The sequence below is a fragment of the Kamptonema formosum PCC 10802 genome, from assembly GCF_000332335.1.
Lineage (GTDB): Bacteria > Cyanobacteriota > Cyanobacteriia > Cyanobacteriales > Oscillatoriaceae > Oscillatoria.
This window is the reverse complement of sequence record NZ_KB235948.1, coordinates 2637010-2651001: the sequence shown is the minus strand read 5'-3', so window position 1 is coordinate 2651001 and position 13992 is coordinate 2637010. Positions and strand designations below refer to the sequence as shown.

Here is a 13992-nt window from a genome sequence, read left to right as displayed (position 1 = left end):
CAAAATTAGGAATTTTCGCCGGGAAACGGTTTTCTCTGGGTAAAATCCTCCGGTCTGAGCTTGGCAATAAACTCCCGGAAAGCTCGCCGCTCAGCTTCGTCAGCGTCTCGATCCACAGGAATCGAGGCGTCCGCAATCACCTCTTCCATCACCCAGATAGGGCTGTTGGTGCGCAGGGCGAGCGCTATCGCATCGCTGGGGCGGGCGTCAATATCTTTCTTGACCTCCCCCTGGCGTACCGTCAGCACCGCATAGAAAGTATTGTCCTGCAAAGAATGGATAATTATCCTCTCCAAGGTCATATTCCATTCCTGCAGGATATTAACCATCAGGTCATGGGTGAGGGGGCGGGGAGGGGTGTGGTTTTCCAGAGCGCTGATAATTGCCTTTGCCTGATCCTGACCAATATAAATTGGCAGGGCACGTCGTTCTGCAGCATCTCTGAGCAGTACAATCGGGCTCCGCGTTGCTGCATCCAGTGCAATTCCAGCGACTTTCATTTCAATCATTGGTTCAGCCTCTTAGAACACTGTCGGCAAAGGATGGGAAACATCTGGACATAGATAAATGGCTATGGCTGCCAGTCAGCGAATCGCTTGAACGACAAATCAAGAATAACAGCTAAATTACTTTTTATCGATAGAGTAAATAAGGTACATGTGTCCAACCGCCTCAGCGAGATAGGAGCCACCTGAGCCATTTAGCCGTTCCATAGACCCCCCCTAACCTCCAGTATGCCTTGATTTTTACCACAATCGACAACGCCCGCTCCCGGAATTTGACAAAAAAGTTGACGGTGCCACTCGGAGAACGGTTGCCAGCAGGCGGCCCAGCGGTTAAACCAGATTGCCAAATTCTATATTATATCACAAACAAGCCGTGTTTACAGGATTAATTCAAGCACTGGGCACAATTAAGCCCGCAGGAACAGACCAATTAGAAGTTTTGTGCGCCTCAGCTGACTGTGACGCGATTTTGCACGATTTAGCCCTGGGAGACAGCGTAGCCGTGGATGGCATCTGTCTGACGGTGGTGGAGATACTCAGCCAGGGTTTTGTGGCGACGGCTTCCCCGGAAACGCTGCGCCGCACCACCCTGAGGCACCGGCTGGCTTCTAGCGCCCCGGTGAATTTAGAAACCTCGCTGCGTGCCGGCAGCAAGCTGGGTGGCCATTTCGTCACTGGCCATGTGGATGGCACGGGTTGCCTGCAGGAGTCGGTGCAGACCGGCAGTTCTTGGGAGATGACCTTTACCGCACCGGCAGAGATTGCCCGCTATATCGTCCCCAAAGGCAGTATCGCCATCAACGGCGTCAGCTTAACCGTGGCGGAGTGCGATCCAGCCGGCAGCCGGTTTAAAGTGGCAGTCATCCCCCACACCTACCTCCAGACTAACCTGCAGTACCTGCAACCAGACAGCTCGGTCAACCTGGAGGGCGATATCCTCGGCAAATACGTGGAAAAGTTCCTGCACTTCGGCGCGCTACCTCGCGGAACAGAGACACCGGCACCGTGGGGCGATGAGATCACACCGGCTTTTTTAGCAGAACATGGGTTTGTTTAGGTGGGCATGGGGCATGGGGCATGGGGCATGGGGCATGGGGCATGGGGCATGGGGCATGGGGCATTGGCTTTCCTCTAACACCTAACCCCTAACAGCTAAGCCCTAACACCTCACCCCTCACCCCTCACCTTTCCTTATTTCCGGAAGAAAGCATATATACAAAACAGGTCTAAACTCGGGCTTTTGTAAAAACCATTCTTTCGGATATCTGTAAATATAGGTGCAGTAATGGCCGCCGGGAGCCGGTGCGGAGGGCCAGTGGCGGGGGGGGATGGCTCGCTGGACATGGGGGAAAACCTGAAACTTAACTCCTAACCCTTAGCCCCTAACCCTTAACCCCTAAACCCAACCCCTAAACCCAAGCCCCAACTGCCAAACATTTCTGATATCCGGAAGAAAGCATATATACAAAACAGGTCTAAAGTCGGGGTTTTGTAAAAACCATTCTTTCGGATAACAGAAAAGAGGGGCAATTGGGGCGTGGGGTGCCGGGCGTGGGGGTGGGGCCTAACACGTCAGCCCTAACCCCTAACCTCTAACTCTTGGGCTTTGGAGTTGCCAGGGCGGTTTTTTGCAGCATTTTCGTCAGACTGGCGAGGGCAGAATTCAGCTGCTCGCCTGGATCTACCGTCACCCAGCCATTTTCCGTGAGCTGGCGCAGTTCAAAGTGGAGGTGGGGGCCGGTGGAATTGCCGGTGCTGCCAACGCGCCCGATCGCGGCTCCCTGAACCACTGTATCGCCCGGCTTGACCAACAGCTCTGAGAGGTGGCCGTAGAGAGTTTCTTGAGTGCCGCTGTTGTGTTCCAAGACAACGGTCAAACCGTAGCCGCCGAGAAAGTCTGCCACCGCCACCTTGCCATCATAAGCCGCAAGCACCGGCACTCCCAGAGGAGCCGCCAAGTCTGTGCCGTCGTGGAAGCTGCTCAGACCGGAAATCGGGTGAGTCCGCCAGCCAAACACGGAGGAGATCGCCGCCGGAATCGACAGCGGGAAAAGCAATCTGGTATTGCCATTTCCTGGCATTATGGCAGGAAACTCTCTGGAATTTTGGTAGTAGTATCCAGGTTTTGGAGGGGGCGGAGGGGCGACACCAATGCCGGTGGAGCTAACGCTAAGCGGGCCAACATTAACCGAGGAAATCTCCGCCACCGGCTCAGCGTAAGTTTGGGCGTATGCCGGCTCGTAGTAAGGTTGGGCGTATGCCGGCTCGTAGTAAGGTTGGGCGTATGCCGGCTCAGCGTAAGGTTGGGCGTATGCCGGCGTTGAGTAAGGTTCGGCGAGGGGCAATTCTGGCAGCGAAGGCAGATCCAGACCAGCGGCTGTTTCGGCAGGAGGGGGAACCAGAGTGGGATCTGCCGGCTGCGGCTTCCCGCCGCCCCGTTCAGTCAGCACCACCGAATTTGGGGCTTCGTAATTTCTCCCCGCACCAGTGCTGAGGCTGGTGGAGTCTATGTAGATATTGCTGTAGTCTATGGGTGCCGAGGCGTTGGGCGCTGGCGGAGCCCCCTCCTCTGGCCCCGCTTCGGGCGCGGATGCTTCTGCTGGAGGTTGTGCCGGATACTCTGCCGCTGGGACTTCTTCTGTGGCCACAGGGTTCGGCTCCCACCACTCCGGTGCTGCTGGGGGTGCCGGCGGCTCTGGGAGGGGGTCGCTGGCCACAGGTGGCGGGGCTAAAGCCGGTGCGGGCGGTTCTGGCAGGGGGTCACTGGCCACAGGTGGCGGGGCTAAAGCCGGTGCGGCTGGCACTTCTTCTGGCACTGGTTCCAGACTCACTGGCTGCTGGTAGGCTGTGGGATCGAGAGCCCCCTCTGGTAAAGACTGGCTTTGAGCCCAAACCATCCCGCTGCTGAGCATCCCGATACTGCCAATCCAACCCAGTCCCCGCACCAGTGGGCTGTAATTAGAACCAGGCTTTCCTGAACGTTGCTGCATAACATCCCCACACTAATGAAAGGAAACACTGCTTGTGTTCTGAAATCGTTTCACTGCTCTGCTACCTTCTCACGGTAGATTTTAGATTTTAGATTCCGATTTGAGATTTCACGGGAATCCCCAATCCCAGAACTCCCAATCCAAAATTTCCTGGGTGATAGAGCGAGCTTGGTGCTAATAGCTTCTTAACATATAATTGATTTAGAATGCGGGGAATTCAAAAGCGTTCTCCAGGGCCGGGGCGCGTAACTTTTTATTCTGACTCCCTCTCTCCCGCACTCGTCGCACCCAACTGCGCCTCACTGGATTGAAGGCCCTGCGCTCACCCAACCCTAACGATTGTAGCCAAGACTGATTGTACCGGGTTTGAGGCGAATTTCACCGGCTGGCCCAGGCAGCTGGCCCGACTCCGCCGAGTCGGGGGGGAAGCGGACGATCAGCTCTAAGGTGGGAGAGACGCCGGTGACTGTCCCGGCACGCCCGTCCACGACAGCGGGCTGGCCGATATTTGTCAGCAGTTCTAGGTAGGACGGCAGCAAGCCTGCTATCCCTTCGCGTGCGGCTTGCCGGTATCCGGAGGCTAACCCCAGCAGCGTCACCGCAGCCAGCATTTCCAAAGAGGGGATGGGTGGTGGGAGGAGGTTGGCTTGGAAGGATTGCAGATTGATGCCGGTGGGAGGGACCTCGTTGGCCCAGTTGATGCCGGCACCCACCACAGCCTTGGTGATGAAGCCGCTGCGGGCTCTGGTTTCGGTGAGGATGCCCCCTAATTTGCCACCGGCCAGCACGATGTCATTGGGCCACTTCAGGCCGGCAGGAATGCCGCAGTTGCGCAAACCTCGGGCAATTCCCAGCGCGCCGCACAGAGTTAGCTGTGCGCTATCGGACAGGGGCAGGTCGGGCTCAATGGCCAGGGACAGGTAGAGTCCGCCGGCACCCGACTGCCATGTGCGCCCCCACTGACCTCGCCCAGCTGTTTGCTCCAGGGCGATGCAAACTGTTCCCGCACCCGCACCGGCGTCGATCAGCCCCCACAGGGTCTGGTTCGTCGAGGCGAGCCGGTGGAAAATATGGATGGAAAATTGCCCGGGAGTCTCGCCTGCTATCGATTCCTTAGCTGACAGGAGGGCAGCCTCCAAGCCTTCTTGACTCAATGCCACGGTCGTTATTTTGCTAAATCAACCCATAATTATACAGCAAAACTTGAGCGGTTTTGCGATTGAGAGTCAGCGCTGGGGGGCAAAATCTGGCTTGCCGCCAAGGCCGGGCAGCCGGATGCGGATGCTGCTCTGCTGCAGCACAAACTCTCCGGGAATAAGCTAGCATAAAGAAGCCATCAGCCAGCCAATGCCGGAATGTCCGAATTTTGGATGAATTCCCGACGCCGCACATTACAAAAGACGAATAACCCCACCCCCAACCCCCTCCCCGCGTGCATCGGAGGGGGAGTGAGAGGGAGGTTTCGCTCTCATGGAAAAAGGTTCAATCTTGTTTCTAGTGTGGCGGCGCTGAATTCCCAACTTGAAAATCGAAAATCGAAAATTTCCAATCAAAACTCCCTAGAATTTCTTATGCACACTTGGCACTGGCAGACTTGGAACGGACTGCCCTATCTAACCTGCAGCCTGTTAGAACAGTGGCCGCACGGCTTTTTTACAAATCAGTTCTGGCCGCGCTCGCCGCAGGAATTGGTGGGGGCGCTGCGCCCCACCGCCCGGGTGTACCGGGTGAAACAGGTGCACGGCAACACGGTTCTCCCGACCGGCACGCTGACGCCGGTGTCCGAGGGGGCGCTTGAGAGCCCCGAAAGCGACTTGACCGAGGCGAGCGCACAGAATAACCAGAATACCCCCGATCGAGAACCTTTTTTACATGCGGACGGGCTGCACACACAGAAGGCATTGGAGGCGGTGTGGGTGGCGAGTGCGGATTGCACGCCGGTGCTGATTGCTGACTCCGAGACGGGACAGGTGGCGGCGGTTCATTCCGGCTGGCGCGGCACGGCGCGTCAAATTGTCCCGGAAGCGATTGCAAAACTGCAACAGCAAGGCAGCAAGCTGGAAAATCTGCGCGTGGCGATGGGCCCAGCAATTGCCGGTGAGGTTTACCAAGTCTCATTGGAGGTGGCGGCTGAGGTGGGAGCCACTGCTGTCCCCAAGGGTCAGGCCGGTGACGCGGCTGCCATTTTGGACATCCTGCAGAAGCTGCCCGCGCCGCCGGTGCTGGCAGATCCAGAACCGGGACGGGTGCGCTTGGATGTGCGGCGGGCGATTGCCCTGCAGCTGGAACAGCTCGGTATTGCCCCTGAGCAAATTGCCTGCGCCCCCCACTGCACTTACCAGTCGCCGGAATACTTTTTTTCCTACCGGCGGGACAGCCAGAAAAAAGTCCAGTGGTCAGGTATTGTTAGCATTTGACACGCTTGCCGGGGGAGAAGAATCCCCCCCTACCCCCTCCCCGCACGCACCGGAGGGGGGGAAACAGAGGAGTTTACCTTCCGGCAAGACCGGCGAAAAGTGTGTCGGCTTGGGGTGCGGCTGGGGTGCCGGTTTTGCCTTGGAGTGAGCAATTCCCCCGCTCTGCGGGAATTCCGGGCCGGACAGTTGAGAATAGATAATTAAGCCAATCTGTGTTAAAGTTCAGCAACCGTGTGAGCGGGTTGATTAACAAACTGGTTTTAGAAGCCGCGCTTGTAGGCAAATATCAGGCTAAGCTAACTTGAAGGGGAGGTTTAACATAGGACTATGAGTGAGCAAAGTCCCTACGAACAGCTCGGACTAACGGAAAGCGCTTCCTTTGAGGAAATCCAGGATGCGCGGAATCGCTTGGCGCAGCAGCACAGTGGCGAGCGCCGGCGTTTGGAAGCAATTGAAGCCGCTTACGACGCCATCCTGATGGATCGCTTGCGCCAGCGCCAGGAGGGGAAAATTAAGGTGCCGGAACGGATTAGGTTCCCGGAAAAGATAGCCGCTGCGCCGCCTTCTGTGGCTCCCGCTCCCGCTAAGCAGGCTCCGCCTTGGCTGCAAAAGCTGATCGACACCCCCAGTCCGCCAGACATTTTGTGGCCGGCTGGCGTGTTTTCCGGGTTGAGCGTCCTCAGCGTCACTACCGCAGCCGGCAGTGCCGGTGAGTCCCTGCTGCAGATGGCTCTGGCCCTCGGCGTGGGAGCCACCCTTTATTTCCTCAATCGCAAGGAAAACCGTTTCGGTCGCGCTGTGGTGCTGACGCTAACAGGCTTGATCGCAGGATTAATTCTGGGGGCGCTGCTCTCCCAAATTGGCCAGAGCGGTTTGACGCCGGAGAAATTCATCACCTTGGTGACTTTTCTCGTCCTCTGGCTGGTTAGCAGCTTCTTGCGCTAGCTCTCAGCCCTCGGTTGGGCCCACCTGGCAGGGTGAGGGGGAAAATGTAAATTTTGATTACAAATTCCCCTAATCTTGGTTTTTAGTGCTATAATATCCATCCTTAACCGGCAGCTGGGGCGGCGCTGGCTAGCGAGCGCCCCTGAGGAGCCGGCAGCATCTATTCTTGGCGTCCCTTCACGGGGGCGGTTAATTCTCTCTCATCTCCCCCGTTTCAGCTGCTCGCTCTCTATCGCTTCAAACAGAGCCCGAAAGTTGCCCTCACCAAAACCTCGGGCACCTGACCGGCGCTCAATCAGCTCAAAAAAGAAAGTCGGCTGGCCAAAAATTGGCTGCGTGAACGTCTGCAGCAGCAAGGCGTCAGGAGCTTGCTCCTGCCAGTCTACTAAAACTTGCGCGCGCTCTATTTCCTGGCACAGGGCTGCCGGCAGCTGGCCTCGGTGCCGCTGCTGCAGCTGGGTGTAGTAGGTGGGAGGGACCTCGATAAAGGAAACACCCCACCGGCGCAGGAGATCGAGCAGCCGCACAATATTGCCGGTGCGCAAGGCAATGTGCTGCACTCCAGGTCCGCGATTCACATCGAGAAATTCCTGAATTTGAGAATTCGCCGATGCCGGTTCATTCACCGGCATCTGCGCCCCACCCGAGGGGTGAGCCATTACCAGAGAGCTCAGTCCCGATCTCTTGGTTTGAATGTCAAACCGCTGCAGTCGCTGGAACCCCAAGGTCTTTTCATACCAAGTCACCGCTTGCTCTAACTCACCGGCTGCCACATTCAGCACTGCATGATCGGTGCCGGTGAAGGGGGAGTCATTCGTCACTGGAACTCCTTCAACAGATCCCTCGCTGCCCTCTTTTAAAAAAGGAAGGTTGGGAAAGGGAAAATCGGTGGCCGGTGGCAGCAGGGGGGTGATGCCGGTGCGCTCGATTATGGTGTGGCTCAAGTCTCCCCAGCCGGCAATTTTGCCCCATTTCAGGCGTCCGCCAGGAGTTTGCTGCTGCCGCACCGGCTGCAATATTTTGGCACCGGCACCGGCAGCTTTTGCCATCACAGACTCAATATCTGCGACGCGAAAAGCCACGTCTGCCACACCGGCAGGGTGCCGCGCCAGAAACCGGTGAGCGGGGCTAGCCGGTGTCAGGGGCGAAGACAGGACAAAACAGACCGGCCCACTTTTGACGATTTCCGTGCGGGTGTGATTGCTGGCCGCACCGGCAATTGCTTGAAAGCCCATCTGACTTGCAAACCAGTCGCGGCAAGCCGTTGCGTCTTCAACGCAGAAGTGAACCAGGTCAATCTCCATGAAGATAAGTTAAATTTGCTTGACTGTCAGACAAACTTGAGAGATAATTTTAGCAAGTTTTTGGCATAAAGAGCGTGATCGACTGCCAGAAACCAGGTTTCGGAAAGGCCCGAAACCGGGTTTCTTAAAGAAACCCGGTTTCTCACAGAAAGTTTTTGGGAGTAATGTCATGGGTAATTTATTTAACAATGCCTTTATCAAAGCGGCTGGCCTCGCCGCGATTGCTTATGTTCTGTTTCAGCTACTCGCTCAAGCGCTGTACGCATTCGCCCGGATTGCTGAAAGTTTTTCCCATTGGGTGAAGTGGTCTTTTTTGCCTTGGAGTGAGGAGATTGCCATTGGTTTGGGTGTGGCTTTTCTGGTTGTGAGTGCCGTGAGTGCGAGCCGCAGGTCCTAGCTAGGGGAGAAACCCGGTTTTTCCAAAAAAACCGGGTTTTTGGTTTCTGAGGGATGAAGCTTAGAAAAAAGGCGTCGCACCCAAGCTTCGGAGGAACCCCACCCCCCAACCCCAGCCCCTTATCCCCAGAGGGGGCCCCACCTTCCCCGCTTGCGGGGAGGGGGAGTAAGAACCGGTTGTCCAGGAGTGGAAAAAATTGAAATCATCCTTCTATTGTGCAACGCTTAGAAAAATAGGTGACTTTCGGGCTGAATGTTGATTTCCATTGGCACGGCTTGCGGTTCAGCACAGAGGGCATACAGAATGGCACCGGCAGCTGTTTCGCAGCTGAGCATCTTCGACCGGTCTACCTTTAAGCTGACGGTATCCCAGAAGGGGGAATCGACGCCGCCAAAATAGAACAGGGTGACTTTGATGCCGTACCGGCGCACCTCGTCCGCCACGCACTTGCTGAAACCGACGACGCCAAACTTCGAGGCGCAGTACGCCGCCGCCATTGCCATTGAGTGCTTGCCGAGAATCCCCACCACATTGCAGATGTGGCCGGTTTTGCGCTCTTTCATCACCTCCGCTGCAGCTTGAGTGGTGTAGAAGCTGCCCTTGAGGTTGACATCCAGCATGGCGTCCAAGTCAGCTGGCGTGAGTTTGCTGTACTGCTTGAGGATGCCGGCACCGGCAGCGTTGACCAAGGCGTCAATCTGGCCAAATTGGCCGGTGGCTTTTTTCATCAGTATATCCACCTGCTGGGGGTCGGTGATGTCGCAAGGCACCGGCAAGACCTGTGCCGGTGCGAGAAATTCAGCGGCTAGGGCGTCTAGCCGCCTGCTGTCTCTGGCGGCGAGTACCAGATTCGCCCCCGCAGCGGCGAGCTTGCGCGCCAGCGCTTGGCCAATGCCGCCGGTGGCACCAACCACCACAACCACTTTGTCCTGCATGCCTCTTTACATTTCTTTACATCTTTATCTATCATACTCGCGATGGGAAGCCGGACACAATATGCTGGCTAGGTTTCAGCGGTTCTGAGGGCTGACCGGCAACGTGGGTGCGGAAATATTTCACCGATTAGAGATGGCAGGGGGAGAGGGAACGAATGGCTTAAGAGCTATTTCACCTGTTGGAGAGGACAGCGAGAGAGGGCCAATAGCGGAAGAGCTGATGTATCAAGTGGTTGTTCAGCCTGAATGGGGCCAAAAACCGGGTTTCGCCGAAGTTAGCCGGTTTCTCGTGGCTTAATTCTGCAGCGCCGCGCGAGGTTGAGTCAGGGTTCTATTTAACCTAGACTTAAAGTAAGTATAATACATTCATAACCAAAAAGTTGAGACGAATCTATTTAACCTATCCTTAAACTAAAGATAGCATATTCATAAGAAATAGCCCCAATAAATTAAGATTTTTTTTAGAGGTAAGTTAGCCGGAAACAGGTATTCTGTACTCAGTCAGGTTCAGACGATATTTAGCGTCTTTGAGCCAATCCTATGGTGGTAATGAGGATGAAATTTAAGGTAAAGCGCTTGACATTAATCAGTGCGCTGGCAGCGGTAGCGGCGACAGTTGGGCTGTCAGTGCCGGCGGTGAAGTCCCAAGGTGCGAGCACAATTAAGATTGACGGTTCCAGCACCGTTTTTCCGATTACTGAGGCAGTAGCGGAAGAGTTCCAGAAAGCGAAAGGCGGAGCGGTGAGGGTGACGGTTGGCATTTCCGGAACTGGGGGCGGCTTCAAAAAGTTCTGCCGTGGCGAGACAGACATTTCTGACGCCTCCCGACCGATCAAAGCTGAAGAGATGGCAGCCTGCAAAGCGGCGGGGATTCAGTATTATGAACTGCCAGTGGCTTATGATGCTATAACAGTAGTGGTCAACCCGCAAAATAACTGGGCGAGCAGCATGACGGTTGCCGATCTGAAGAAAATGTGGGAGCCGGGGGCGCAGGGCAAAGTTACCAAGTGGAATCAAGTGCGCCAGGGATGGCCAGATGCGGCTCTAAAACTGTTTGGTCCGGGTGCGGATTCGGGGACGTTTGACTACTTTACCGAAGCAGTTACCGGCAAATCCAAATCCAGCCGGGGTGATTTCACCGCCAGTGAGGATGACAACGTACTTGTACAGGGTGTGAGCCGGGATAAAAACGCTCTGGGCTATTTTGGCTATGCCTATTACCAAGCCAACAAGGACAAACTGAAAGCAGTGGCGATTAATGGGGTGCTGCCGTCAAAACAGACCGTTGAAAACGGCACTTACCAACCCCTGTCCCGCCCTCTGTTTATCTATGTGAGCAGCAAGGCGGCCAGCCGGCCCGAGGTGAAGGAGTTTGTGAACTATTACCTGAGCAATGCCAGTAAATTGGCGAGCGAAGTAAAGTACGTTCCGCTGCCAGGTCAAGCTTACACAATTGCGAGCGGGCATTTCAAGAATGGCAAATTGGGTACTGTCTTTGGCGGGAAAGAAGCGATAGGGTTAGAGATTCAAGAACTGCTGCAGCGCGAGGCCAGTCAGTAATACCCTTTCCTCGTTCTGGGCACCCCTTGTGGGTGCCCTTACCACCTGGGAGCGCTAATCGAGCGGGCTGCTGCCTCTTCTACCAATTTGGGATTTGGGATTTGTGATTTGGGATTGAAAAAGGCGGCAGGAAAGCCTTTCCAGACCCAGAGGGAAATACTATCTATCCCAACTGGGTATTAGGAAAAAGCCGCCCTGGCAATCAGAAGCCCCCCTAAGGAGGGGAACTCAAACGGATTTATGACAGAAAAACTACTGCAACTATCAAAACGGGAGCGCTTCTTCGCCAAGCTAGGGCGCGATTTGCGGGAGCGGGCGATTGAGTTCCTGCTATTTCTGGCGGCTTGTTCGTCAGTAGCGACGACGGTGGCAATCGTGGCCATATTGATTTACGAATCCCTGGCTTTTTTCGAGAAAGTCTCCCTGCTAGACTTCCTGACAGACACGCAGTGGACGCCCCTGTTTGCCGAGGCTCACTACGGAATTTTGCCCTTAGTGTCAGGAACCTTGGTGACGACAGCAGTTGCTCTCGCGGTAGCGTTACCGCTGGGCACAATTTCTGCCATTTACCTGAGTGAATTTGCAACGCCCCAGCTGCGAGAGGTCGTCAAACCCTGCTTAGAATTGCTGGCAGGCGTTCCTACTGTAGTTTATGGCTATTTCGCGCTGTTATTCGTGACGCCGCTGTTGCAGAAAGTTATCCCCGACTTGCCCGGGTTTAATATGCTGAGTGCGGGGATAGTGATAGGAATCATGATTATTCCCTTCATCAGCTCTATCAGTGAGGACGCGATGCGGGCGGTTCCCGTGTCTCTGCGGGAGGGTTCTTACGCGATGGGGGCGACGCGCTTGCAGACTGCTGTCCGAGTGGTGTTTCCGTCTGCGATTTCGGGAATCACAGCCGCATACATTTTGGGGATTTCCCGCGCGGTGGGCGAAACAATGGTGGTGGCGATTGCGGCGGGACTGCAGCCAAATCTGACTTGGAACCCGCTGGAGCCGGCGGCTACAATTGCAGCGTATATTGTGCAGGTGAGTTTGGGCGACTTGCCGCACGGCAGCCTGGAATACCAAACGATTTTTGCGGCGGGTCTGACGCTGGTGCTGATGACTTTGGGTTTAAATATTGTCGGGCATTTTCTGAGCAAGCGCTATCGGGAAATTTACTGATATGTCAGGGAAAGAAATGCGGAAAATTAGAGAGATTATCGCTCGCAACAAGCTGGCTGATAGAATTTTTGCGATTGTCGGGTTGCTGTCGATGCTGGTGGGGCTGGTTGTGCTGCTGGCGCTGCTCGTGAAGTTAGGGATTGACGGTTCGCAGCGCCTTTCTTGGGAGTTCTTTTTTTCGTTTCCCTCCCGCAGACCGGCAGAGGCGGGAATTCTCTCCGCCTGGGTGGGAACAGTGCTGGTGATGCTGGTAACAGCGCTAGCGGCGATTCCTCTGGGAGTGGCTTCAGGGGTTTATCTGGAAGAGTACGCCCGGAAAAACTGGATAGCCGATTTGATAGAGGTGAATGTTACGAATTTAGCGGGAGTCCCTTCAATTGTGTACGGGCTGCTGGCGCTGGGTTTGTTTGTGTATAAGTTAAACTTGGGGGAGAGCGTGCTGACTGCCGGTTTAACCCTAGCGCTGCTGATTTTGCCGGTAGTGATTGTTACGACTCGCGAGGCGGTGCGGGCGATTCCGAGCAGTATTCGCGAAGCTGCTTACGCGGTGGGGGCGAGCAAGTGGCAGGTGATTTGGGATCACGTTTTGCCTTACTCCACCGGCAGCATTATTACGGGCGTGATTATTGGTTTGGCGCGGGCGATTGGGGAGACGGCTCCCATCATCACGATTGGCGCTCTGACTTTCATCGCTTTTTTGCCGGACTCTCCTTTTAAGAGTGAGTTTCCTTATATTTCGTTTTCATGGTTGCAGGCTCCTTTTACGGTGATGCCGATTCAGATGTTCAACTGGGTGTCCCGTCCGGAACCGGCATTTCAGCTGAATGCGGCGGCTGCCGGCATTGTGCTGACTGTTATGACTCTCGCTATGAATGGCATTGCAATTTATCTGCGCTATCGTTTCCGCAGGGGGATAAAATGGTAGAAGCCACACAAAACCAAGTGTCCGATCCAAATGGAATCCAGCCCAAAACTGAGGTTAAGAATCTCAACTTTTATTACGGCTCGGTTCACGCGCTCAAGAACATCAACCTAAAAGTGCCGGAAAACCATGTGACGGCGCTGATTGGCCCTTCGGGGTGCGGCAAAACTACTCTGTTGCGGTGTTTCAATCGCATGCACGACCTCTACCCTGGAAATCGTTATGAAGGGTCAATTTTGTTGGATTCGGGTCGCGACCGGCTCGATATTTTGGGGCGTCGGGTTGACGCTATAGAGGTCCGCATGCGGATTGGTATGGTGTTTCAGAAACCGAATCCTTTTCCGAAGTCAATTTATGAAAATGTGGCTTACGGGTTGCGGGTGCGGGGGATGTCGAGGCGGAGTGCGATTGATGAAAAGGTGGAGAAAGCTCTGCAAGGGGCGGCGCTGTGGGAGGAAGTAAAGGATCGCTTGAATGATTTGGCGTTTAATCTTTCGGGAGGTCAGCAGCAGCGATTGTGCATTGCCCGCGCTCTGGCAACGGAGCCCGAGCTGATGCTGTTTGATGAGCCGACATCTGCCCTAGACCCCATCGCGACGGCGAGCATTGAAGAGTTGATGAGCGACCTGAAAAAACAGGTGACGGTTCTAATTGTAACTCACAACATGCAGCAGGCGGCGCGGTTTTCTGACTTCACGGCTTTTATGTATTTGGGCGAGATGCTGGAGTTTAACAGTACCACGGTTCTTTTTGCTGGGCCGGTGAAGAAGCAAACGCAAGACTATTTGAGCGGACTGATTGGATAGACCGGCAGCGCCAGTCTAGAAGAGCGAGAGGAAGGCGAAA

Annotated in this window: 13 protein-coding genes; 8 read left to right on the top strand and 5 right to left on the bottom strand. The window is 55.2% G+C overall.

The window, feature by feature from the left end; translation table 11 throughout:
* Nucleotides 1–5 precede the first annotated feature (5 nt).
* Nucleotides 6–509: a bifunctional nuclease family protein gene (locus tag OSC10802_RS0111355; RefSeq protein WP_017716889.1), complete on the bottom strand. Its 504-nt coding sequence runs from the start codon at nucleotides 507–509 to the stop codon at nucleotides 6–8.
* A gap of 370 nt (nucleotides 510–879) precedes the next feature.
* Between OSC10802_RS0111355 and OSC10802_RS0111350 the strand changes: the two genes are divergently transcribed.
* Nucleotides 880–1563, top strand: coding sequence for a riboflavin synthase (locus OSC10802_RS0111350; RefSeq protein WP_017716888.1), 684 nt, complete (start codon nucleotides 880–882; stop codon nucleotides 1561–1563).
* Nucleotides 1564–2098: 535 nt separating this feature from the next.
* Here OSC10802_RS0111350 and OSC10802_RS54290 read toward each other — a convergent pair.
* Both OSC10802_RS54290 and OSC10802_RS0111340 read right to left on the bottom strand, forming a co-directional pair.
* Nucleotides 2099–3496, bottom strand: coding sequence for a M23 family metallopeptidase (locus tag OSC10802_RS54290; protein WP_017716887.1), 1398 nt, complete (start codon nucleotides 3494–3496; stop codon nucleotides 2099–2101).
* A gap of 332 nt (nucleotides 3497–3828) precedes the next feature.
* A complete protein-coding gene (locus OSC10802_RS0111340; protein ID WP_017716886.1) occupies nucleotides 3829–4656 on the bottom strand; it encodes a biotin--[acetyl-CoA-carboxylase] ligase in 828 nt (275 codons plus the stop codon).
* 411 nt (nucleotides 4657–5067) lie between these two features.
* Here OSC10802_RS0111340 and pgeF point away from each other — a divergent pair, with 411 nt between their 5' ends.
* Nucleotides 5068–5913, top strand: a complete 846-nt coding sequence (gene pgeF / locus OSC10802_RS0111330) for a peptidoglycan editing factor PgeF (protein WP_026098378.1) — start codon at nucleotides 5068–5070, stop codon at nucleotides 5911–5913.
* Between the two features lie 327 nt (nucleotides 5914–6240).
* The gene (locus OSC10802_RS0111325; protein WP_017716884.1) at nucleotides 6241–6858 is read left to right on the top strand and encodes a CPP1-like family protein; all 618 of its coding nucleotides are present in this window, start codon (nucleotides 6241–6243) and stop codon (nucleotides 6856–6858) included.
* A gap of 200 nt (nucleotides 6859–7058) precedes the next feature.
* On the opposite strand, the gene hppD is transcribed toward OSC10802_RS0111325, so the two are convergent.
* Nucleotides 7059–8162: a 4-hydroxyphenylpyruvate dioxygenase gene (gene hppD, locus OSC10802_RS0111320; RefSeq protein ID WP_017716883.1), complete on the bottom strand. Its 1104-nt coding sequence runs from the start codon at nucleotides 8160–8162 to the stop codon at nucleotides 7059–7061.
* Nucleotides 8163–8331: 169 nt separating this feature from the next.
* Between hppD and OSC10802_RS0111315 the strand changes: the two genes are divergently transcribed.
* Nucleotides 8332–8559 carry a hypothetical protein gene (locus OSC10802_RS0111315; protein ID WP_017716882.1) on the top strand — a complete coding sequence of 76 codons (228 nt, stop codon included), beginning with the start codon at nucleotides 8332–8334 and terminating at the stop codon, nucleotides 8557–8559.
* A gap of 224 nt (nucleotides 8560–8783) precedes the next feature.
* Here the strand turns inward: OSC10802_RS0111315 and OSC10802_RS0111310 are convergent, their stop codons facing one another.
* Nucleotides 8784–9494, bottom strand: a complete 711-nt coding sequence (locus OSC10802_RS0111310) for an SDR family oxidoreductase (protein ID WP_017716881.1) — start codon at nucleotides 9492–9494, stop codon at nucleotides 8784–8786.
* A 555-nt stretch (nucleotides 9495–10049) separates the two neighbouring features.
* Here OSC10802_RS0111310 and OSC10802_RS0111300 point away from each other — a divergent pair.
* The 4 genes from OSC10802_RS0111300 (at nucleotide 10050) to pstB (ending at nucleotide 13952) form a co-directional block, all read left to right on the top strand.
* The gene (locus tag OSC10802_RS0111300; protein WP_017716879.1) at nucleotides 10050–11054 is read left to right on the top strand and encodes a PstS family phosphate ABC transporter substrate-binding protein; all 1005 of its coding nucleotides are present in this window, start codon (nucleotides 10050–10052) and stop codon (nucleotides 11052–11054) included.
* Between the two features lie 240 nt (nucleotides 11055–11294).
* Nucleotides 11295–12224 (top strand): phosphate ABC transporter permease subunit PstC, encoded by a 930-nt coding sequence (gene pstC / locus OSC10802_RS0111295; RefSeq protein WP_017716878.1) that lies wholly within the window; start codon nucleotides 11295–11297, stop codon nucleotides 12222–12224.
* 1 nt (nucleotide 12225) lies between these two features.
* Nucleotides 12226–13149 (top strand): phosphate ABC transporter permease PstA, encoded by a 924-nt coding sequence (pstA, locus tag OSC10802_RS0111290; RefSeq protein ID WP_017716877.1) that lies wholly within the window; start codon nucleotides 12226–12228, stop codon nucleotides 13147–13149.
* Nucleotides 13143–13952 carry a phosphate ABC transporter ATP-binding protein PstB gene (gene pstB, locus OSC10802_RS0111285; RefSeq protein ID WP_017716876.1) on the top strand — a complete coding sequence of 270 codons (810 nt, stop codon included), beginning with the start codon at nucleotides 13143–13145 and terminating at the stop codon, nucleotides 13950–13952. The genes pstA and pstB overlap by 7 nt, the downstream gene beginning before the upstream one ends.
* Nucleotides 13953–13992: the final 40 nt, after the last annotated feature.